Source organism: Actinobacillus genomosp. 2 (assembly GCF_029773605.1).
Lineage (GTDB): Bacteria > Pseudomonadota > Gammaproteobacteria > Enterobacterales > Pasteurellaceae > Actinobacillus.
The window spans coordinates 119,568-141,506 of the sequence record NZ_CP103807.1 but is presented as its reverse complement, the minus strand read 5'-3'; the positions used below and the strand labels follow the sequence as shown (position 1 = coordinate 141,506).

At 39.8% G+C, this 21,939-nt stretch carries 17 protein-coding genes; 9 read left to right on the top strand and 8 right to left on the bottom strand.

Features of this window, described 5'->3' with window-relative positions:
• Positions 1-48: 48 nt before the first annotated feature.
• The 6 genes from luxS to ybaK form a co-directional block, all read right to left on the bottom strand.
• Positions 49-558 (bottom strand): S-ribosylhomocysteine lyase, encoded by a 510-nt coding sequence (gene luxS, locus NYR60_RS00645; RefSeq protein WP_279467139.1) that lies wholly within the window; start codon positions 556-558, stop codon positions 49-51.
• A gap of 56 nt (positions 559-614) precedes the next feature.
• Complete coding sequence (locus NYR60_RS00640) at positions 615-3,281, bottom strand: PqiB family protein (RefSeq protein WP_279467138.1); 2,667 nt, start codon at positions 3,279-3,281, stop codon at positions 615-617.
• A 148-nt stretch (positions 3,282-3,429) separates the two neighbouring features.
• The gene (gene fur, locus NYR60_RS00635; protein ID WP_279467137.1) at positions 3,430-3,879 is read right to left on the bottom strand and encodes a ferric iron uptake transcriptional regulator; all 450 of its coding nucleotides are present in this window, start codon (positions 3,877-3,879) and stop codon (positions 3,430-3,432) included.
• 31 nt (positions 3,880-3,910) lie between these two features.
• Entirely contained in the window at positions 3,911-4,435 is a 525-nt protein-coding gene (fldA, locus tag NYR60_RS00630) for a flavodoxin FldA (RefSeq protein WP_279467136.1), read from the bottom strand.
• Between the two features lie 10 nt (positions 4,436-4,445).
• Positions 4,446-4,739, bottom strand: a complete 294-nt coding sequence (gene ybfE / locus NYR60_RS00625) for a LexA regulated protein (protein WP_279467135.1) — start codon at positions 4,737-4,739, stop codon at positions 4,446-4,448.
• Between the two features lie 206 nt (positions 4,740-4,945).
• On the bottom strand, positions 4,946-5,419 hold the full coding sequence (gene ybaK, locus NYR60_RS00620) for a Cys-tRNA(Pro)/Cys-tRNA(Cys) deacylase YbaK (RefSeq protein WP_279467134.1): 474 nt from the start codon (positions 5,417-5,419) through the stop codon (positions 4,946-4,948).
• 87 nt (positions 5,420-5,506) lie between these two features.
• Here ybaK and NYR60_RS00615 point away from each other — a divergent pair, with 87 nt between their 5' ends.
• The 4 genes from NYR60_RS00615 (at position 5,507) to NYR60_RS00600 (ending at position 9,534) form a co-directional block, all read left to right on the top strand.
• Positions 5,507-6,508: an oxidoreductase gene (locus NYR60_RS00615; RefSeq protein ID WP_279467133.1), complete on the top strand. Its 1,002-nt coding sequence runs from the start codon at positions 5,507-5,509 to the stop codon at positions 6,506-6,508.
• Between the two features lie 94 nt (positions 6,509-6,602).
• Entirely contained in the window at positions 6,603-7,898 is a 1,296-nt protein-coding gene (locus tag NYR60_RS00610) for an NCS2 family permease (RefSeq protein ID WP_279467131.1), read from the top strand.
• Between the two features lie 98 nt (positions 7,899-7,996).
• A complete protein-coding gene (locus tag NYR60_RS00605; protein ID WP_279467129.1) occupies positions 7,997-8,347 on the top strand; it encodes a DsrE/DsrF/TusD sulfur relay family protein in 351 nt (116 codons plus the stop codon).
• Positions 8,347-9,534, top strand: a complete 1,188-nt coding sequence (locus NYR60_RS00600) for an NAD(P)/FAD-dependent oxidoreductase (RefSeq protein ID WP_279467126.1) — start codon at positions 8,347-8,349, stop codon at positions 9,532-9,534. The genes NYR60_RS00605 and NYR60_RS00600 overlap by 1 nt, the downstream gene beginning before the upstream one ends.
• Before the next feature lie 118 nt (positions 9,535-9,652).
• Here NYR60_RS00600 and infA read toward each other — a convergent pair whose 3' ends face one another.
• Both infA and NYR60_RS00590 read right to left on the bottom strand, forming a co-directional pair.
• Positions 9,653-9,871: a translation initiation factor IF-1 gene (gene infA, locus NYR60_RS00595; RefSeq protein ID WP_005598198.1), complete on the bottom strand. Its 219-nt coding sequence runs from the start codon at positions 9,869-9,871 to the stop codon at positions 9,653-9,655.
• A gap of 91 nt (positions 9,872-9,962) precedes the next feature.
• Positions 9,963-10,634: a YtjB family periplasmic protein gene (locus tag NYR60_RS00590; protein ID WP_279467124.1), complete on the bottom strand. Its 672-nt coding sequence runs from the start codon at positions 10,632-10,634 to the stop codon at positions 9,963-9,965.
• A gap of 91 nt (positions 10,635-10,725) precedes the next feature.
• Here NYR60_RS00590 and serB point away from each other — a divergent pair, with 91 nt between their 5' ends.
• The 5 genes from serB to NYR60_RS00565 all read left to right on the top strand — a co-directional run bounded on the left by serB (position 10,726) and on the right by NYR60_RS00565 (position 21,729).
• Positions 10,726-11,586, top strand: coding sequence for a phosphoserine phosphatase SerB (serB, locus tag NYR60_RS00585; RefSeq protein WP_279467123.1), 861 nt, complete (start codon positions 10,726-10,728; stop codon positions 11,584-11,586).
• A 56-nt stretch (positions 11,587-11,642) separates the two neighbouring features.
• Positions 11,643-12,134 carry a YajQ family cyclic di-GMP-binding protein gene (locus NYR60_RS00580; RefSeq protein ID WP_279467122.1) on the top strand — a complete coding sequence of 164 codons (492 nt, stop codon included), beginning with the start codon at positions 11,643-11,645 and terminating at the stop codon, positions 12,132-12,134.
• A gap of 62 nt (positions 12,135-12,196) precedes the next feature.
• A complete protein-coding gene (locus NYR60_RS00575) occupies positions 12,197-12,367 on the top strand; it encodes a DUF5363 domain-containing protein (protein ID WP_279467120.1) in 171 nt (56 codons plus the stop codon).
• A gap of 106 nt (positions 12,368-12,473) precedes the next feature.
• Positions 12,474-14,873: a glycogen/starch/alpha-glucan family phosphorylase gene (gene glgP, locus NYR60_RS00570; RefSeq protein ID WP_279467118.1), complete on the top strand. Its 2,400-nt coding sequence runs from the start codon at positions 12,474-12,476 to the stop codon at positions 14,871-14,873.
• A gap of 481 nt (positions 14,874-15,354) precedes the next feature.
• The gene (locus tag NYR60_RS00565) at positions 15,355-21,729 is read left to right on the top strand and encodes a collagen-flanked surface repeat-containing protein (RefSeq protein ID WP_279467116.1); all 6,375 of its coding nucleotides are present in this window, start codon (positions 15,355-15,357) and stop codon (positions 21,727-21,729) included.
• Positions 21,730-21,939: the final 210 nt, after the last annotated feature.

Sequence of the window (21,939 nt, the reverse complement as noted above, 5' to 3'; positions counted from 1 at the left end):
TTTTTTAAGAAGAAAAAGACGTAATAAGGATTACGTCTTTTTAAAGGACTATGGATTTAATAATTTATCATCAAGTGCTAAATCTTCGTTGCGGTTCACGCCAATACCTTTAGCTAACACCTCACGGGCGATTTGGTGTGCTTCTTCAAGCGAGTGTTCTTTGTAAGAACCACATTGATATTCATTTAATTCTGGGATTTTTGACACATCCGGCACTTTATGTAACGCATCTTCCATTGATTTGGTCCATGCCGAAACAACTTCCGCTTCGCTTGGCGTACCAATTAACGACATATAGAAACCGGTACGGCAACCCATCGGCGAAATATCAATAATTTCCACATTTTCGCTATTTAAATGATCACGCATAAAGCCGGCAAATAAGTGTTCCATCGTGTGAATGCCACGTACCGGTAAAATATCAATATTCGGACGACAAAAACGTAAATCGAACACGGTAATCGTATCACCCTTCGGCGTTGTCATCGTTTTTGCAACACGCACCGCCGGTGCATTCATACGAGTGTGATCAACTTTAAAACTATCTAATAAAGGCATTTTTTACTCCAATTTAAAATTTAACGGGGTAATGGTCATTACCCCATATTCTGAAATTATTCTGCGATTCCTTGATCCCATTCAGGGGCTTCTTGCGGAATCTTACGTTGTAATAAGAAATGGCGATTCGGCTTCGCTTGCGGCTGTACTACCCTACCTGATGGAGTAGAGAACTCAATACCGCCTTTTAATAACTGCGACATCGTTCCGGAGTTCATACTCACCCCTTGTAGACTGACATCCATGGTATAACCGGAAGCTGCCCAAAATTCAGTATTGTTACGCACTAAATGTTGATACTTACTTTCAATACTCAAGTGAATCATCACTCTGTCACCTAATTCACTTAAGTTTAGGCGTTTCACGATCCCCACTTGCATCCCTCGGTAAAGCACGGGTGCCTCTACCTCAATGCCACGAGCATCACTGGTTTCGACAATCACTGGGAAGCCATTTGCATAAATAGTTTTGTTGGTATCAGTATCGCTTAAATTAAATTGCGTTTTGCGATTGCCATTACCTACATCCACATTAATATAATTTTGTAACGCTGCATCAATATTTTTCACACCACTGGTGGTAATTTCCGGTGAGATCGCACTAAATCGACTGCCTTCCTTCGCCACTAAAGCATAATACTGGCTATCAATGTAAGCGGTCGCTTTTATCTGTTTATTTGCATTTTGCAGTTCAAGCGATTCAATCTGACCAATGGTTAAGCCCATATATTTGATGTCCATCCCTTTCGACAGTTTGGAAGCATCTTTCGCAATTAAGGTAATACGAGTATTACCTGAAGTCGCTTTGGCTTGGCTGGCATATAAGGTTTTGTCACCTTTAGTACCGCCATTATCAAAACTGATTGCCCCTTTCAAAGTACGCATAAGTGGTGCGGCTTGTACATTCAAGCCTTGCATAGAAAGCTCGGCAGAAACAGCCGGCTCAATCCAAAAACGGCTTTTATCACTCAGTAAATGACGATATGCCGGTTCAATAAATAAATTGACATCAAACTTACTTTTTTGCGGATGCACTTTCAGCACTTCACCGATTTGGAAATTTCGATAAAGCACCACAGAACCTTTATCAATACCGGACAAATCATTCGCTGATAAGGTTAAAGTGGTCTTTTTATGATCATCAATAATACCTGTCTCAGCACTTTCAATATCCTTATAAAGCGGATATTGTTTTTTCACATCGCCTTGTGGCTTAGTTTCTAGCAAACGAATGCCACCTTTTAACCAATCGCTAGGAGATCCGGCTTGTACTCGCATTCCATCTAAACCTACCGATACGTCTAAATTTGAAATCGCCACAAATTTACTATTACCGGCAACCAAATGGCGATATGGCGGATAAATAATCCCTTGGAAAGTCACGCCTTCCAAAGTTAAAGTACGTTTCAGCAATTCACCGATTTGTACGTCGTTATAGTAAATTCCCTGTCCTTGATCAACACTATATGATTGAGGAGCGGTAAAAGTTAGTGCTAATAAATTCGGACGAGAAAGCAAATAATCCGCTTCTTTTTGTACTTCAAAATCCAGTTTTGGCTCGCCTTTACCGGCATCAATATCAAAATAAATACCACGTAATAACTCACCAACTTTGCTGATCTGTTCCTTATTTAATGCAAATTTAGGTTCTTTCAGTAAAATCTTCGTCTCGCTTTTAAATAAATGAACATGATTCGGATCAATCAGCAACGTACCACGAACCATTCCTTTCTCTAACGGTTTATCCTCTAATTTAGCTTCTTTTTCATCAGAAGGCATAGATAAGGCTAAGCTGGAAAGCACTCCAATTTGTATATTTTGATAAAAAACCAGGGTTTCATTTACTTTTAAGTTCGGCATAATCGGAACAACGACATTAATTTCTTTGCCTCGTTGTGCCGATTTTAAACTTTCATATAATGTGAATTTTTGCCCTTGATCCGCAAGCTGAGAATTGTCCGGAGAATCGAACGCGACTGCACCTTGCACGACCGAAGCAATGCTATCCACATTAACCGATACGCCGGATAAACCAATATTGGCATTAATACCACTAATATTCCAAAAATGACTATCTTGCTTGACTAAATTGGCATATTTTTTATCAATAACAACATCAATTTCCACTTTCTTTTGATCGGCAGTAAAACGGTAATCCGCAATACTACCTACCGGTACTTTACGGAAATAGACACTTGCCCCCACTGTAATAGATCCTAAATCATCTGAAACTAAACGCACCAATAAATCACCATCCGCCACCGTGACTGCCGGCGGTTCTTCCTCTGCGATAAATTCATTGCTACTGTTCCCTTCTCCCGGCAATAACGTAATATAGTTACCAGAAACCAACGCATCCAGCCCTGAAACACCGGCAATGGAAGCACTTGGTTTAACCAACCAAAATTTTGTTTGTTCACGCAAGACTGATTTTGCCTCGGGATTAATCTCAGCTTGTACTTCTACTTTTTTTAAATCATCAACGAAATATACTTTTTTTACCTGACCGATTTGTAAACCTTGATAACGGATCACTGTTTTACCGGCAGTAATACCATCCCCTTCATTAAAACGAATAGTAATATGTTCTCCCTGTTCTTTAAGAATCTGGAAAAACAACAATCCGCCAATAATAAAAGCAACGATTGGCAATAGCCAAAAAGGTGAAATTTTACGAGGCTGTCGGACTTTTGCCTCTACAGGTTGTGAAATTTTATCTGTCATTAAACTAAGCTCTCTTTCAGATAGCGGTAATTTTTCCTTGAAATTTTGCAAAAAAGCCGCTTAATTTCATATCCTTTAGATAGCACAAAACCGAAGATTTAAAAAATCTTCGGTATATGCCACTTATATTGTTTATCAAAAGAATCAACTATTTTTTATCTTTTGAAGAATCGCAATGTGAAATATCACTACATTTTGCATAAAGGTATAAGCTGTGTGTAGATAATTTCATTCCGTGTTGTTCGCTAATTTCACGCTGACGACGTTCAATATCCGGATCTTTAAACTCAAAGACTTTACCACAATCCATACAAATAATATGGTCGTGTTCGCTATCTACATTTAATTCAAACGTTGCTTTATTTGCATCAAAGTTATGGCGAAGCAAAATACCAGCTTCTTCAAATTGATTTAATACACGATAGACTGTCGCTAAACCGATATCAGAACCTTGTTCTAATAAGATTTTGTAAATATCCTCAGCAGAAAAGTGCTGCATTTGTTCACGATGTTGTTGCATTAAAGCAAGGATCGTTAAACGAGGCTCGGTCACTTTTAAACCGACACTTTTTAGAAGTTTTACATTTTCTTCAGACATAACTTGCTATCCTTTATCTCTTGTATTCATTCTATGCTAATTGATCTAAGCACATCTCTTCAGTAAGTTGTTTACACCAACGGCTTACACGTTCTGCGGTTAATTCCGGTTGGCGATCTTCATCAATACATAAACCGACAAACGTATTTTCATCGACTAACGCTTGAGAAACTTCAAAATTATAACCTTCAGTTGACCAGTGACCGACAATCACACCGCCGTTCGGTTCTACGATGTCACGGATCGTTCCCATTGCATCGCAGAAATATTCCGAATAATCTTCTTGGTCACCACAGCCAAAGATAGCAACGACTTTGCCGCTAAAATCAATCTCTTTTAACGTTGGCATAAAATCATCCCAGTCTGCTTGAGATTCGCCGTAATACCAAGTCGGAATACCTAATAATAAGAAATCGTATGATTCAATATCTTCTTTAGTGCTTTTCGCAATATCACGAATATCCACTAAATTCGCACCAATTTCCTTTTGGATCATTTTTGAAATATTTTCTGTGTTACCAGTATCGCTACCGTAGAATAAACCTACCACTGCCATTTGAATTTACCTATTTCTCTAAGTCGGCAAAATTGTTGCCGATATAATCATTTAAAATCATTTCGATTAACTGTCCGCGTGTCACTCCTCGTTGGAACGCCTCCTCTTCCAAAGTCTGCACTAAGTCCGAATGTAGTTTTAATTCCACACGTTTAAGCCCGGACGAGCGATCTCGTTTGAGCTGATTGCGTTTATTGATTCTGACTTGTTGTTCCCGACTTAACGGATTAGTACGTGGTCGCCCAACTTTTGGCACGGTTGCGAACAGATCTAACGTTATACAATCTGCATCCTGTTTTGCCATTTGTTCCACACGAGATACTTAGCTATCATTCCAATAACGTTTTCTAATTGAGAATGAGAAGCTACTAACTAATGAGGTGTGAACTATACCATACTAATTTAGTCTTGGAAATTGCACACCCTAAATTTACATTGGATTTGCGGAACTTTTCAGAAAGCATAGATTTGTATTTGCTTTACAAAATTCCGTCCAAAATCAACCGCTTGTTACTCTTTAATATCGGCAAAAGTTGAATTTAACAAATTTGCCAAATCTTGCGGTGCAAGTTCTACATCTAAGCCTCGTTTACCGCCTGATACAAACATCGTTGCAAATTGTTGTGCGGAGCTGTCAATCACGGTGGTCAAACGCTTTTTCTGACCTAGCGGGCTAATTCCGCCTAGCAAATAGCCGGTCGTTTTCTGGGCAATATCTTTATCTGCCATTTCCACTTTTTTCACGCCTAGCGCACTTGCCGCTCGCTTTAAATTCAACGTATGCGAAACCGGCACAACCATCACCGCTAATTTTTTCTGATCGCCGTTTTCTGCGACCAATAACGTCTTAAATGTTTGGTTTGCATCAATACCTAATTTTTCCACCGCTTCTTGCCCAAAATTAGTGTTATTCGGATCATGTTCATAAGGATGAAGCGTATGTGCAATTTTTTGTTTTTTTAATAAATTTATTGCCAGGGTCATTAGTTTTTCCTCTTAAAAATATGTACAATTAGTCCTTTTGTGTGTGCGTTACGCTAAATTAAGCGTATAAAAAGGAGCAACTCATCTATGTCTAATTCAATTACATCAGATATCCGTTTAGCGATTGCCGCTGATTTTACCTTGTCATCGAAATTACTTGAAGCATTAGTTGATAGTGATTTGCGTTTAGACAATATTTCCGCTATCGAAATCGAACCTTTTGGTGAAGAACAATCACTTTATATGGGCAGTAAAGCAATCGAGCAAATTGCACTTGATGAAGTAAATTGGGCGGATTTCAGTCACGTTTTCTTTGCCGGTAAAATGGCACAAGCTGAAATTTTAGCACAAGCGGTACAAGCCGGTTGTATCGTACTCGATCTTTACGGCATCACGGCATTAATTGCGAATGTGCCGGTGATCGTGCCAAGTATCAATGACGAAGCGATTGAAAACTTACGTGAACGCAATATTGTTGCACTCGCTAACCCACAAATTTCACAATTAGCCTTAACCCTCAAGCCATTTTTAGCTCAGCCGTTAAGCCATATTTTTGTCACATCTTTATTACCGGCAGCATATTTCGGCGATGAAAAAGTGAAAGAACTTGCCGGTCAAACCGCTCGGTTGTTAAACGGTATTCCGTTTGATGAAAATGCGGAACGTATCGCATTTGATACCGTTCCAGCAAACGTGCAAGGCGAAGAGAAAAACTTACCGTTCTCTCGCGTCTTTGAATTACAACTTGCAAAAGTTTTACCGAATTTAACCGCTTCTACCACGTTCCATTCGGTGCAAACACCGGTCTTCTACGGTATTTCTCAAATGGTAACGTTATATTCAGAATATCAATTAGACGTTGAGAGCATTAGTGCAGAATGGCAACAACAAAACTGGCTAAATTTCCACGAAGAAAACGTGATGACTCCGGTTAAAAACGGTGAAAATGAAGAAGAAAACCAACTTCAAATTAGCCAATTATTAGCAAAATCGGAAAATGAAGTGCAATTCTGGTCTGTCGCTGACGAACAGAAATTTAGCTTAGCATTTTTAGCGGTTCAACTACTCAACTTAGTGTTGGAATACTAATTTTATCCGCCATGGAACAAAACGATAAAAGGTTGTGTTAACGCCTTGTATCGCTTTCTGTTCCATGGTTTCTTTCTTTTTATTTGAGGTTTTTATGTTAGAACGTTTGTTCCAATTATCCGCAAAAGGCTCTAATGCCAAAACAGAAATCGTGGCGGGGATTACTACCTTCTTCACCATGGTTTATATCGTTTTCGTTAACCCATCTATTCTCGGCGTTGCCGGTATGGATACCCAAGTGGTTTTCGTTACCACCTGTTTAATCGCTGCATTCGGTACGATTGCGATGGGCTTATTCAGTAATCTTCCTATCGCACTCGCACCGGCAATGGGCTTAAATGCGTTTTTCGCCTTTGTGGTAGTACAAAAATTAGGTTACTCATGGCAAGTGGGTATGGGTGCAATTTTCTTAGGCTCTGTCGGTTTATTCTTATTAACCGTTTTACAAATTCGTTATTGGTTTATGTCCGCCATTCCGCTCGGTTTACGTGTTGGTATCGGTGCTGGTATCGGGTTATTTATCGCCCTAATCGGCTTTAAAAATATGGGCTTAGTGGTCGCAAATCCGGCAACATTAGTGGCATTGGGCGATCTGCACGATCCGAAAGTGTTAATGGGCGTATTAGGTTTCTTTATCATTGTTGTTTTAGCGGCTAAAGGCTTCCATTCCGGTGTATTAATTTCTATTGCGGTAATCACAGCATTAGCTTTAATTTTTGATCCGGCGGTAAGTTTTAATGGCGTTATGTCTATGCCACCAAGTTTAGATGCAGTTATTGGTCAGGTGGATATTGCCGGTGCGTTAGATATCGGTTTACTTGGTATTATTTTCTCCTTTATGTTAGTCAACTTATTCGACTCATCAGGCACATTAATTGCGGTAACAACCAAAGCCGGTTTCGCCGATCAACAAGGTCGTTTTCCTCGTATGAAACAAGCGTTATTTGTGGACAGTACCGCTGCTATGGTCGGTTCATTTATGGGAACGTCAGCAATTAGTACTTATATCGAGAGCGGTTCAGGCGTGTCGGTTGGTGGTCGTACCGGTTTAACCGCTGTTACTGTAGGTATCTTATTCTTATTAACCATTTTCTTCTCACCGCTTGCTGGTGTCGTTCCGGCTTATGCAACCGCCGGGGCATTAGTCTTCGTAGGGATTTTAATGGCTTCAAGTTTAATTGAAGTGAAATGGGATGATTTAACTGAAGCAACTCCGGCATTTATCACGACAGCAATGATGCCATTTACTTATTCTATTACTGAAGGTATTGCATTCGGCTTTATTTCATATTGCGTGATGAAAGCTTGTACCGGTCGTTGGAAAGAAATCAATCCATCTGTTGCGGTGGTATCATTACTATTTATCGCAAAATTCGTTTGGGTGGGTTAATAACGCTTAACCACGGAATACACAAACGGCAACGTGGCTAAAAATATGCAAAATTAAACCGCTTGTTTTGTGTATTCCATATTTTTAAGGAAAATACTATGCAAAAACTCCTCTTTATCTTTAATTCTGCCCCATACGGCAACGAATCTTTCTTTAGTGGTTTACGTTTAGCATTGCAAATTCAAGAACAGCATAAAGCACAACTTAAATTGTTCTTAATGTCTGACTCAGTTACCGCAGGTTTAAGAAAACAAAATCCATCGGAAGGCTATAACCTCCAACAAATGTTAGAAATTCTCACCGCACAAGGCGCAATAATTAAACTTTGTAAAACCTGTATTAATGCACGAGGTATGACAGAGTTACCGCTTGCCGACGGAGTGGAAATCGGTACGTTAATTGAGCTGGCAGACTGGACAATCGAAGCAGATAAGGTCTTAAATTTCTAATGCAACATTTTGATGTCGTTATTATCGGTGCTGGTGCATCCGGTTTATTTTGCGCCGCACAACTCGGGCAAGCCGGCAAACGAGTCGCTGTTTTAGACTCTGGCAAAAAAATCGGGCGTAAAATTTTAATGTCTGGCGGTGGTTTTTGTAACTTTACTAATTTAGAGGTTACAGCAAATCATTACCTCAGCCAAAATAAACACTTTGTAAAATCGGCGCTGGCTCGTTATACCAACTGGGACTTTATCGCTTTAGTGGCACAATACGGTATTAGCTACCACGAAAAAGAGTTAGGACAATTATTCTGTGACGAAAGCTCGCAGCAAATTGTCGATTTACTGCAAGCGGAATGTGACAAAGGTAAAGTGGAAATCTTTTTACGACAAGCGGTCATTTCTGTCGAAAAATTTGCAAAAAATTTCCAAATTCAGACCGCTAGTGAAACCTTTGAAACCGAGCATTTAGTTATTGCTACCGGCGGCTTATCTATGCCGGCGTTAGGCGCAAGTCCTTTCGGTTATAAAATTGCCGAACAATTCAATATTCCGGTGATTCCGCCACGAGCAAGCCTTGTGCCTTTTACTTGGAAAGACTCGGACAAACATTTTGCGACACTTTCCGGCATTGCGTTACCGATTCGCGCCACTTGTGGGCAGCAAAGTTTTAGTAATCAAATGTTGTTTACTCATCGAGGTTTATCCGGCCCGGCAATTTTGCAAATTTCTAATTATTGGGACTTGGGCGAAACAGTCGAAATTGATTTGTTACCTGCTGATGACATTTCAACAATTTTGAATGAATTGCGTCAATCTTCGCCGAAATTACAGCTAAAAACCACATTAATTCGCTATTTACCGAAAAAATTAGTCGAACTTTGGTTGGAGCAAGGTGATTTCAAAGATAATGTGATTGCTCAGTTAAGCAAAGCGGAATTAACTCAGTTAGATCAACTGATTCACCATTGGCAATTTTTACCTAATGGCACAGAAGGTTATCGTACCGCCGAGGTCACAATGGGTGGCGTAGATACCGATTTTATTTCGTCAAAAACAATGCAAGCAAAACATACCGAAGGGCTTTATTTTATCGGTGAAGTGTTGGATGTGACCGGCTGGCTCGGTGGCTATAATTTCCAATGGGCGTGGTCGTCCGCTTTTGCTTGTGCGGAAAGTATTATAGAAAAATAGTCTTTATGATTAATTAACTACGGAATACGCTGAGAACACAGATATTTGGAACAAATGGATAAAAACAAAAAACGGAAGCTGATTTCTCAACTTCCGTTTTTTGTTTTAAGCTTTTAAATTAACGCGCACGGAAAATAATACGTGCTTTGCTTAAATCGTATGGCGTCATTTCTACCGTTACTTTATCACCGGTTAAAATACGGATATAGTTTTTACGCATTTTACCTGAAATATGTGCGGTAACAACGTGACCGTTTTCTAATTCCACACGAAACATTGTATTTGGTAAGGTTTCTAAAATCGTACCTTGCATCTCAATGCAATCTTCTTTAGCCATTGATTCCTCTTTAAATTAGGGTTTGGATATAAATAAAAAAACGGGGCTTATTATACTCTCATCCGTCTAAATTACAATCATTTCCAAGCGATTACTTACGTCTAAACGTACGACGACGCGAATGAAAACGCTGGGTTTGCGTCTTACTCGACAAACTCGGAAATTTAATTGGTGAATGAACGATAACCGCTTTACGGCGTAAAAAATAGTGTAAGCTACTCGCCAATAACGCCCCCACTAAAACCAAAATAATCAGCTCGCCATATAACTGATGAAAAAGTTGTTCCACTTTATTTTTGGTCGTCTGTCCGTATTTTGCATCAAAGGTCACTCGCAAAAAACCGACTAAATCCTGTTGAGCAAAAATCGGTTCAACAATTTGTTGGGTCGATTGCGGCGTATCGGTTCGTGTGCGAGTGCTTAATAAGGTTTTTAAATCTTGTGCGTTATGGCTTTGAGCAATTAAAGTGCCGCTCGGAGAATATAAATTCGCATCAATCACAAATTCTTCTTTAGCAAAAGTATCTAACGCATCAACCAACTCATCATTTTTGGCATTTTTCACTAACATTAGAGAAAATAAATTCGCTTGTTGACGCACTAATAAATGCGACAAATTAGATACCTGATTAACGCTTGCTAATTGAGAACCTAATTTAAATTGATTGATACCGCTTAAAATCACGCTAATCACAAGTAAGCACACTATACAAGTGGAAACAAGCAAACCAATTTTTATAAGTTTTTCACGGGTTAAATACATAGATTAATTGCTAATAAATAGTTGATAATAGATAATTCAAGCACGCATTATCTATGCTCAATTCCAAAATGTCTATTAAAAAGAGAACAGTATGCCAAACACTATTTTTATCTTTGCTAAGCAACTAAATGAGCAACAAATTCAACAATTTGCGCTACAAAACGATGCAACATACATAAAACAAGCGGTTTATTTAGGCTATAACCTTGCCTTTTTTGAAACAAATTTGACCGCTTGCGATTTACGTGTAGCGGCAAGCCAAATAGCCGCAGATGTGGCGGATTTATCCATTGTACCGAATCTTAAAGAAGCCGGTCTATTGGTGATGGATATGGACTCTACTGTAATCAAAATCGAGTGTATTGATGAAATTGCTAAGTTAGCCGGTTCCGGTGAAATCGTTTCAGCAATTACGGCTAGTGCGATGCGAGGCGAACTGGATTTTGAGCAAAGTTTACGTAAACGGGTTGGTACGCTGGAACATGCACCGGAAAGCATTTTGCAAACTGTACGAGAAAAGCTACCGCTTATGGATGGCTTTGAGCAAATGGTCAGCGAATTAAAAGCACACGGCTGGAAATTAGCGATTGCTTCCGGCGGTTTTGACTATTTTGCTGATTATTTAAAAGAGAAATATCAGTTGGATTATGCAGTTTCTAATCAACTAGAAATTATTGACGGCGAGTTAACCGGTGTCGTATTAGGAAAAGTGGTAGATGCACAATATAAAGCGGAAACTTTAACCAAGTTGGGTGAACAATTTCATATTCCACAAACTCAATGGGTAGCGATTGGGGACGGGGCGAATGATTTACCAATGATCAAAACCGCATCATTAGGTGTTGCCCTACACGCCAAACCAAAAGTTCAAGAACAGGCGAAATTTGTGATAAACTTCGGTGACTTAAGCGCATTGTGTGTGTTACTTAATGCTAAAAATCTTTATCTATAATCCAACGATATTAATACCGAGTGTGTTAGCATCGTTTTAAGAATGAGGAATAAAAAATGCCATCTTTTGATATTGTTTCTGAAATTACCATGCACGAAGTACGTAATGCGGTAGAAAATGCTAACCGTGTGTTAAGCACACGCTATGATTTCCGTGGCGTGGAAGCCGTTATTGAGCTTAACGAAAAAAACGAAAGCGTAAAATTGACGACTGAATCTGATTTCCAATTAGAACAATTAATTGAGATTTTAATCGGTTCTTGTGTAAAACGTGGTATCGAACACAACTCGCTTGATATTCCAAGTGAGGCGGAACACCACGGTAAACTTTACTCGAAAGAGATTAAACTTAAACAGGGTATTGAAACCGAAATGGCGAAAAAGATCACCAAATTGATCAAAGATTCAAAAATTAAGGTTCAGACCCAAATTCAGGGCGAACAAGTACGTGTCACCGGGAAATCTCGTGATGATTTACAAGCGGCGATTCAGTTAGTAAAAGGGGCGGAACTTGGTCAACCGTTCCAATTTAATAACTTCCGTGACTAAGTTTCACCCATCAATAAGCGGTTGAATTTAATCCATTTTTTGTAAATGATAAGAGGTGTAATATGTCAGACGAACCAAAAGGATGGTTTAAAAAAGCCCTCGCAAAATACGATAAATTTTGTGAGGAACTTGGTGTCAATCAAGGTGCTTGTCGAGGTTGCGTCCCCGTTGTGAAATTCGATCCGGAAAAAGAATCGGATAAGAAAGAAACAACCGAGAAAAAATCATCTTAATCCTACTGCTTAATCCTCCTTGACTAATTTTAGTCGGGGAGGATTTTTTCATATTCACTCTTTTGAATAATAACGAAAGTCTTTCAGTTTTATTTTGGAGAATCAAATGTCTATAACAGCTCAATTTTCAGCACTTTTTGAAACGTCCTTACAACATTATTGTGAAGAACGTTCTCTTAGCCCACAACAATTATCCGAACAGCAATGGTATCAGCTAGTGGCACAAGTCGCACACCAAGCCGCTTTACAATTTTTTCCAAAAAATGCACCGCTTACCGATACTCGTAAAGTGAATTACCTTTCAATGGAATTTTTAGTCGGACGCTTACTCGGTAATAACTTACAGAACCTCGGTGTATATCAATATGTAGTAGATGAAGTGGCGAAATACGGTAAAACGTTAGTCGATATTTTAGAACAAGAAACTGATCCAGCATTCGGTAACGGTGGCTTAGGTCGTCTTGCCGCTTGCTATTTAGATTCTATGGCAAGCATTGCTCAACCGGCTGTTGGCTATGGCTTACATTATCAATACGGCTTATTCAAACAAAGTTTTGACTGGGCTGGCAGACAATATGAAGAAGGCGATGCGTGGGGACGTGATTTCTTCCCATTACAGTCACACCGTGCGGATTTCCGCCAAGCGGTCGGTTTTGCCGGCGAAGTTCATCATATTGCCGGCGACAAATATGAATGGCAACCGGCATGGACGGTTTACGGCGAAGCGTTTGACTTACCGGTGGTCGGTTATAAAGGCGTACAACAACCATTACGCTTATGGCAAGGTTATAGCGAAACCGCTTTTGATTTAGCAAAATTCAATGACGGTGATTATTTAGATTCGGAATCTAGCGTCATTGATGCTTCAAAAATTACCAAAGTGCTTTATCCGAACGATAACCATCAAAACGGTAAAGAATTACGCCTAATGCAGCAATATTTCCATTGTGCTTGTTCAGTCGCAGATATTCTCAAAAACCATCTAGCAAAAGGCAGAACACTTGAGCAATTAGCTGAATTTGAAGTGATTCAATTAAATGACACCCACCCCGCAATTGCGATTCCTGAGTTAATGCGTTTATTACTCGACCAATACGGTTACAGCTGGGAAAAAGCGTGGGCAATCTGTTCAAACGTATTCGCTTATACCAACCACACCCTGTTACCGGAAGCGCTAGAACAATGGGATCAAAACCTTGTTGCTAAACTATTACCTCGTCATTTGATCATCATTGAACGCATTAATCTTGAGCTTTACCAACAAGTCAAAGCCTGTTTTAGTGAAGATGAATTAGCTAATGTATGGGACGAAACAGCAATTATCGCCAATAACCGTGTACGTATGGCGAACCTTTGCGTGGTGGGGTCATTTGCAGTGAACGGCGTGGCACAAATTCACTCTGATTTAGTAGTAAGTGATTTATTCCCAGCGTATGCAAAACTCTTTAACGGCAGATTCCATAATGTGACGAACGGTATTACGCCTCGCCGTTGGATTCGCCAAGCTAACCCGTTATTAAGTACATTACTCGATCAACATATTGAAGGCGACTGGACACAGAATTTAGAATTGTTACGCCAAATCGAACCACTTGCAGAAAATGCAGCATTTCAGACCGCTTACGCTGAGATTAAGCAACAAAATAAACAAGCATTGGCAAAAGTGATTGAAGAAACGTTGGGTATTCAAGTCAATCAAAATGCGATTTTTGACGTACAAATCAAACGTTTCCACGAATATAAACGTCAGCACCTCAATCTATTGAATATTATTGCGACTTACCAAGAATTGAAAGCTAATCCGAATATGGACTTTGTACCGCGTGTCTTTATTTTTGCCGGTAAAGCTGCACCGGGTTATTTTATGGCGAAACAAATTATTCAAGCGATTAATAACGTGGCACACGTCATCAACCACGATCCAGATATGCAAGGCAAATTACAAGTGGCATTTTTACCGAACTACAGCGTAAGTCTGGCGGAAAAAATCATTCCGGCGGCAGATGTTTCCGAACAAATTTCACTTGCCGGTAAAGAGGCTTCCGGTACCGGTAATATGAAATTAGCCCTAAACGGCGCAATTACCTTAGGCACGCTTGACGGTGCGAATGTGGAAATTGCCGAATTTGCCGGTGAGGAAAATGTCGTGATTTTTGGTCATACGGTGGAATCTGTACGTGAATTACGTGAAAAAGGCTATGTTTCTCGTGAATATTACGAACAAGATGAAGTATTACGCAAAGCGATTGATGCATTAGCAGACGGCTCATTTGCCGGTGGCGATAAAGAAATCTTTGAACCTCTTGTTTATGATTTGCTAAACAAAGACTATTTCTGCGTATTAGCCGATTTTGCTAGCTACCGTGCAGCACAACAAGAAGTGGCAAAACGTTATCAAAATCAGACCGCTTGGTTAAAATCAACGATTCTGAACACCGCTCGCCTCGGCAGCTTTAGCTCAGACCGTTCAATTCGAGATTACCAAGCTCGTATTTGGAAAAAATAATCAATTTTAATCTCTCAACAATCATTAACGGGTGTTTTAACAACACCCGTTTTTTATGCAATCGAATTTATTTTTAGCTTAAATGAAAAAATAATAAATTTAGAGTGTAGTTTATAAGCAATCCTTTTAGATTATAAATTTTGATTTATATCAATAGAATAAGTAAATAAATGTATATAAACTGTAAAATTGCCGGGGGGGGGGTAGACTTACATAAACTTAAAAATATAATGCAAAATTCCTAAAAAATACTTTAAATTATTTTTTAGGGTTTATCTTTAATAGGATAATTCTATTGCAATAATAGATTGATAATTGTTCAATAATCTTATTGGCGAACAAGTTTTATTAATTAATCCATCTTTTAATAGTATTTGACTATTAATAAGGTAATCACTATTTATCGAATCAGCTATTCTCAGTCAGTAAATGACAGAAGAATCTGACAACTCTTTACATTTTAAAGAGAGAGAGAAACACAATGAATAAAATTTTTAAAGTGATTTGGAATCACGGCTTACAACAATTTGTAGTAACCTCAGAGTTATCAAAATCAAAGGGTAAGGCATCGAGTACAACAGATGTCCGTGTTGAGCCGACTTTGAGCTTATCTATCAATAAAGGGCTAACACTATCTGCTCTTGCAATTGCGACTGCACTTATTTCATTAACTCCTGGTGCAAAAGCAGCAACTGCTGTATCTGGTGACTCTCAAGTAGGGTTAGATATTGGAGGTGTAAGACAATGGGCAAACCTAAAAACTAGCCTTATCTCTAATGGTCAAACTGTACATTTAGAAACAATAGCAAGTAGCGTTGCTTTAGGTGTAAATGCCAAAAGTGCAACCCAAACTGATATTGTAATCGGTGATGCAAAAACAACTTCTACTAAAGGTTATAACGTAGTATTAGGTAATGGGGCTATTGCGGAAAGTAACGCTGTTAGTGCAAATGTGATTGGTAATAATGCCAAAGCAACTGAATATCGTGCAAATGCGATAGGTACTTATGCGGAAGCAAAAGGTAGGAGTTCTAATGCAATTGGTGATCAAGCAAAAGCTAATGTAGAAAACTCAACTGCTATCGGTACAGGTGCAACTGCAAATCAAGTTAACAGCGTTGTATTAGGTAACGGCTCTAATGATAGAGCGGCAACTAAAGAGTCTAGCTCAAAAACCGGTAATATTACTTATAAGGATTACCAAGGTAGTAATCCTACTGGTGTAATGAGTGTTGGTAATTCGACTGCTCCACGCCAATTAATTAATGTTGCTGCAGGTAAAGTATCGGCAACTTCAACCGATGCGATCAACGGTTCACAACTTCACGCAGCTCAACAAGTCATCAATAATGTGGCAACATCTGTTGCAACCAGTCTAGGTGGCGGTTCAAAAGTGAATACAGACGGTACGGTTTCAGCCCCTTCTTATACATTAACTTCAAATCCGTCAGCTGCTGCGAAACAAACCACCAATAATATAGGTGCGGCATTATCAACACTTGATACAGCCGTAAACCAACCATTAACTTTTACCGGTAATTCAGGTTCAACAACACAAAAATTAGGATCAACCTTAAATATTTCAGGCACACTTGCAACAGGTGGTTCAAGTCAAAATGTAAGAACACAAGCAACAAACGGTAAAGTAGAGATCCTTTTCTCCGAAACACCTACATTTAATAGTGTAACAATTAACAACCCTCCAACAGCAGGTAACCAAGCAACAACCAAAAACTATGTTGATGCGGGTAGAACGGCAGTTCATGCAGGTAGCAATACTATTGTTACCTCACAACAAGATCCTAAAACAAATAAAACAACCTATACTGTACATTCATTAAGCACTTCGCCATTTGAATATGCAACGAAAGATGCTAAAGAGCCTTTAGTCCAAATTAATGGAAAATTATATAAAAAGGATCAGGTTAATCCTGATGGTTCATTAAAACCAGGAGCAACTGAATATACTGGTGACGTTGTCATTAAACCTCGTGGTACAGCAACTACTAAAGAAGAATTAACCAACTTACTTAACGGGAATGTAACTAATGGTTCTAGCGATGCAATTACCGGTGATCAGTTATACAATTATGTCAATGTAAATGGTAAACCTGCAACAAATAAAGACGGTAAAGTCAACTTTATTAATGGTACAAATACCGAGGTTAAAGTAACCCCTAACGGTGAAATTTCTTATAACGTATTAACTACTACTCCAACCGTTACCGGTGGTAAATTTAATCCTATTTCAGGTACTGATGGTAATAAATTTGTTACGGCAAATGATATCGTTAATACAGTAAATAGCTTAGGTTGGTATGTTACAACGGGTAAAAGTGGTACAGGACAAAATAATGGTGCAACTAATCACTTAGTTAAAGCAGGCGATACAGTAAAAATTATCGCAGGCGATAATATCAAAGTAGATCAAGCCGATGGTTCAATTACTATTTCTTCTACAGTTAAAGAAGGTCCAAAAGGCGAACAAGGTGAGAAAGGTGATCCGGGTCAAAACGGCACATCAATTACTATCACTAAAACTGAAAAAACACCGGATGGAACGAAAGTTACATTCTCAGACAATAGCTCAATCGAAATTAAAGATGGTGAGAAAGGTGATCCAGGTGTAGCTGGTGCTAAAGGTGAAAAAGGTGATCCGGGCGTAGCTGGTGCTAAAGGTGAAAAAGGTGATCCGGGCGTAGCTGGTGCTAAAGGTGAAAAAGGCGACAAAGGTGAAACCGGCGCAACTGGTGCTAAAGGTGAAAAAGGCGACAAAGGTGAAACCGGCGCAACTGGTGCTAAAGGTGAAAAAGGTGATCCGGGCGTAGCTGGTGCTAAAGGTGAAAAAGGCGACAAAGGTGAAACTGGCGCAACTGGTGCTAAAGGTGAAAAAGGCGACAAAGGTGAAACCGGCGCAACAGGTGCTAAAGGCGATAAAGGCGAAACTGGTGCAACAGGTGCCAAAGGCGATAAAGGTGAAGATGGTAAATCTGCAACCGCTAATGTGAAAGATAACGGTGACGGTACACACACTGTAACTATCAATAATCCAGACGGCACCTCTACTACGACTACTGTGAAAGATGGTGCGAAAGGTGACAAAGGCGATAAAGGTGAAGATGGTAAATCTGCAACCGCTAATGTGAAAGATAACGGTGACGGTACACACACTGTAACTATCAATAACCCTGATGGTACATCTACCACAACTACTGTGAAAGATGGTGCGAAAGGTGACAAAGGCGATAAAGGTGAAGATGGTAAATCTGCAACCGCTAATGTGAAAGATAACGGTGACGGTACGCACACTGTAACTATCAATAACCCTGATGGTACATCTACCACAACTACTGTGAAAGATGGTGCGAAAGGTGACAAAGGCGATAAAGGTGAAGATGGTAAATCTGCAACCGCTAATGTGAAAGATAACGGTGACGGTACGCACACTGTAACTATCAATAATCCAGACGGCACCTCTACTACGACTACCGTGAAAGACGGTAAAGATGGTAAGTCTGCAACGGCTGATGTGAAAGATAACGGTGACGGTACACACACTGTAACTATCAATAACCCAGACGGCACCTCTACTACGACTACTGTGAAAGATGGTGCGAAAGGTGACAAAGGCGATAAAGGTGAAGATGGTAAATCTGCAACCGCTAATGTGAAAGATAACGGTGACGGTACGCACACTGTAACTATCAATAATCCAGACGGCACCTCTACTACGACTACTGTGAAAGATGGTGCGAAAGGTGACAAAGGCGATAAAGGTGAAGATGGTAAATCTGCAACCGCTAATGTGAAAGATAACGGTGACGGTACACACACTGTAACTATCAATAACCCTGATGGTACATCTACCACAACTACTGTGAAAGATGGTGCGAAAGGTGACAAAGGCGATAAAGGTGAAGATGGTAAATCTGCAACCGCTAATGTGAAAGATAACGGTGACGGTACGCACACTGTAACTATCAATAATCCAGACGGCACCTCTACTACGACTACCGTGAAAGACGGTAAAGATGGTAAGTCTGCAACGGCTGATGTGAAAGATAACGGTGACGGTACACACACTGTAACTATCAATAACCCAGACGGCACCTCTACTACGACTACTGTGAAAGATGGTGCGAAAGGTGACAAAGGCGATAAAGGTGAAGATGGTAAATCTGCAACCGCTAATGTGAAAGATAACGGTGACGGTACGCACACTGTAACTATCAATAATCCAGACGGCACCTCTACTACGACTACCGTGAAAGACGGTAAAGATGGTAAGTCTGCAACGGCTGATGTGAAAGATAACGGTGACGGTACACACACTGTAACTATCAATAATCCAGACGGCACCTCTACTACGACTACTGTGAAAGATGGTGCGAAAGGTGACAAAGGCGATAAAGGTGAAGATGGTAAATCTGCAACCGCTGATGTGAAAGATAATGGTGACGGTACGCACACTGTAACTATCAATAACCCTGATGGTACATCTACCACAACTACTGTGAAAGATGGTGCGAAAGGTGACAAAGGCGATAAAGGCGATAAAGGTGAAGATGGTAAATCTGCAACCGCTAATGTGAAAGATAACGGTGACGGTACACACACTGTAACTATCAATAATCCAGACGGCACCTCTACTACGACTATCGTGAAAGACGGTAAAGAGGGTAAGTCTGCAACGGCTGATGTGAAAGATAACGGTGACGGTACGCACACTGTAACTATCAATAATCCAGACGGCACCTCTACTACGACTACTGTGAAAGATGGTGCGAAAGGTGACAAAGGCGATAAAGGTGAAGATGGTAAATCTGCAACCGCTAATGTGAAAGATAACGGTGACGGTACACACACTGTAACTATCAATAACCCTGATGGTACATCTACCACAACTACTGTGAAAGATGGTGCGAAAGGTGACAAAGGCGATAAAGGTGAAGATGGTAAATCTGCAACCGCTAATGTGAAAGATAACGGTGACGGTACGCACACTGTAACTATCAATAATCCAGACGGCACCTCTACTACGACTACCGTGAAAGACGGTAAAGATGGTAAGTCTGCAACGGCTGATGTGAAAGATAACGGTGACGGTACACACACTGTAACTATCAATAACCCAGACGGCACCTCTACTACGACTACTGTGAAAGATGGTGCGAAAGGTGACAAAGGCGATAAAGGTGAAGATGGTAAATCTGCAACCGCTAATGTGAAAGATAACGGTGACGGTACGCACACTGTAACTATCAATAACCCTGATGGTACATCTACCACAACTACTGTGAAAGATGGTGCGAAAGGTGACAAAGGCGATAAAGGTGAAAATGGTAAATCTGCAACTGCTGATGTGAAAGATAATGGCGACGGTACTCACACTGTAACCATCAATAATCCAGACGGCACCAAGTCTGAAACTGTTGTAAAAGATGGCAAAGACGGCAAGTCTGCAACCGCTGATGTGAAAGACAATGGAAACGGTACGCATACTGTAACGATCACAAATCCAGATGGAACTAAGATCAGTACGGTTATTAAAGATGGTGAAAAAGGAAAAGACGGTAAAGACGGCAAAGATGGAAAATCTGTAACAGCTGAGGTTGTCGACAATAAAGACGGTACTCATACTGTAACCGTCACTAACCCGGATGGCTCAAAAACTAGGACGACCGTGAAAGACGGTAAAGATGGTAAAGCTGCAACTGCTGAAGTTATTGATAATAATGATGGATCACACACAATTGTAATTACTAACCCTAACGGCGATAAATCTGAAAGTATCGTATATAACGGTAAAGACGGCAAAGATGGTAAGGACGGTATTAACGGAGGCAAAGGAGGTTCAGGTAGCTGGCAATTAACTGTAAATCAGGATCAAACCAATAGTTCTGTTGTAAATGAAACTGATAATACGGTTGACTTTGGTAATAACGACGGCAACTTAGTTGTGACTAAAGACGGTAACAATGTTAAAACTGATCTGAATAATACTGTAAATATCGCAGGTAAAGGGAAAGACGGTAAGGTTAACATCAAAGATAAAGATGGTAACGATCGTATTACACTAGATGGTCAAGACGGTTCTATCGGTATTACCGGTAAAGACGGATCGACAGCGAATATTACGGTTAAGAAAGGTAATACTAAAACACCTAACGGTAATAACCCGACTCGCATAACTTATAACGACGGCAACAAAAACTATGAAGTTGCAACCACTGAAGACGGCTTATCATTCAAAGGAGATAACCCGAAAGTAACTGTTAAACGTAGACTTGGCGATACACTTACTATTAAAGGTGGTGCAGATAGCAACAAGTTAACCAATAACAATATCGGTGTAATCGCAAATGAAGACGGCTCAATGTCTGTTAAATTAGCGAAGGACGTTGATTTAGGAAACGACGGTAGCGTGAAAATTGGTGATACAAGCATTAATAACAATGGTATCTCAATTAAGAACGGACCAAGTGTAACTAAATCGGGTATTAACGCAGGTAATCGTACGATCAATAATGTTGCTCCGGGCGTGAAAGGTACTGACGCAGTAAACGTAAATCAATTAAAACAAGGTCTTGGCAATGTTCATAACCATGTAAACAATGTTGATAAGAAACTACGTGCAGGTATTGCTGGTGCAATGGCTTCGGGCGGTTTATACCACGCAACTTTACCGGGTAAATCAATGGTTGCTGCAGGTGCTTCTAATTACAGAGGTGAAAGTGCAGTAGCAGTAGGTTACTCACGTTTATCTGATAATGGTAAAGTCGGTGTGAAATTCTCTCTTAATACAAATACGAGAGGCGATACTGGTGCTGTGGGTAGCATTGGCTATCAATGGTAATCCGATAAATCGAGTGATTTAATCACTTTATGAATTAAAATCCGTATCTGAACAATCAAATATTTGATTGAGTCAGGTGCGGATTTTTTTAGGCATATTAGTCCAAAAGGTTGGTAAAGATCACTGAAAATAATCATTACCAACCTTTTTGTCTACTATGCTTTTTTTGGCTAAATACTTCAATAATAGGGATATCTCTCACTATATAAG

Bases quoted from the DNA above. Each gene is read 5' to 3' on its own strand.
- glgP (WP_279467118.1), top strand. From the start codon at position 12,474: ATGTCTATAACAGCTCAATTTTCAGCACTTTTTGAAACGTCCTTACAA.
- NYR60_RS00565 (WP_279467116.1), top strand. From the start codon at position 15,355: ATGAATAAAATTTTTAAAGTGATTTGGAATCACGGCTTACAACAATTT.
- ybfE (WP_279467135.1), bottom strand. From the start codon at position 4,739: ATGGCAAAACAGGATGCAGATTGTATAACGTTAGATCTGTTCGCAACC.
- NYR60_RS00600 (WP_279467126.1), top strand. From the start codon at position 8,347: ATGCAACATTTTGATGTCGTTATTATCGGTGCTGGTGCATCCGGTTTA.
- infA (WP_005598198.1), bottom strand. From the start codon at position 9,871: ATGGCTAAAGAAGATTGCATTGAGATGCAAGGTACGATTTTAGAAACC.
- NYR60_RS00640 (WP_279467138.1), bottom strand. From the start codon at position 3,281: ATGACAGATAAAATTTCACAACCTGTAGAGGCAAAAGTCCGACAGCCT.
- NYR60_RS00580 (WP_279467122.1), top strand. From the start codon at position 11,643: ATGCCATCTTTTGATATTGTTTCTGAAATTACCATGCACGAAGTACGT.
- luxS (WP_279467139.1), bottom strand. From the start codon at position 558: ATGCCTTTATTAGATAGTTTTAAAGTTGATCACACTCGTATGAATGCA.
- serB (WP_279467123.1), top strand. From the start codon at position 10,726: ATGCCAAACACTATTTTTATCTTTGCTAAGCAACTAAATGAGCAACAA.
- NYR60_RS00575 (WP_279467120.1), top strand. From the start codon at position 12,197: ATGTCAGACGAACCAAAAGGATGGTTTAAAAAAGCCCTCGCAAAATAC.
- NYR60_RS00615 (WP_279467133.1), top strand. From the start codon at position 5,507: ATGTCTAATTCAATTACATCAGATATCCGTTTAGCGATTGCCGCTGAT.
- fldA (WP_279467136.1), bottom strand. From the start codon at position 4,435: ATGGCAGTGGTAGGTTTATTCTACGGTAGCGATACTGGTAACACAGAA.
- NYR60_RS00590 (WP_279467124.1), bottom strand. From the start codon at position 10,634: ATGTATTTAACCCGTGAAAAACTTATAAAAATTGGTTTGCTTGTTTCC.
- NYR60_RS00605 (WP_279467129.1), top strand. From the start codon at position 7,997: ATGCAAAAACTCCTCTTTATCTTTAATTCTGCCCCATACGGCAACGAA.
- ybaK (WP_279467134.1), bottom strand. From the start codon at position 5,419: ATGACCCTGGCAATAAATTTATTAAAAAAACAAAAAATTGCACATACG.
- fur (WP_279467137.1), bottom strand. From the start codon at position 3,879: ATGTCTGAAGAAAATGTAAAACTTCTAAAAAGTGTCGGTTTAAAAGTG.
- NYR60_RS00610 (WP_279467131.1), top strand. From the start codon at position 6,603: ATGTTAGAACGTTTGTTCCAATTATCCGCAAAAGGCTCTAATGCCAAA.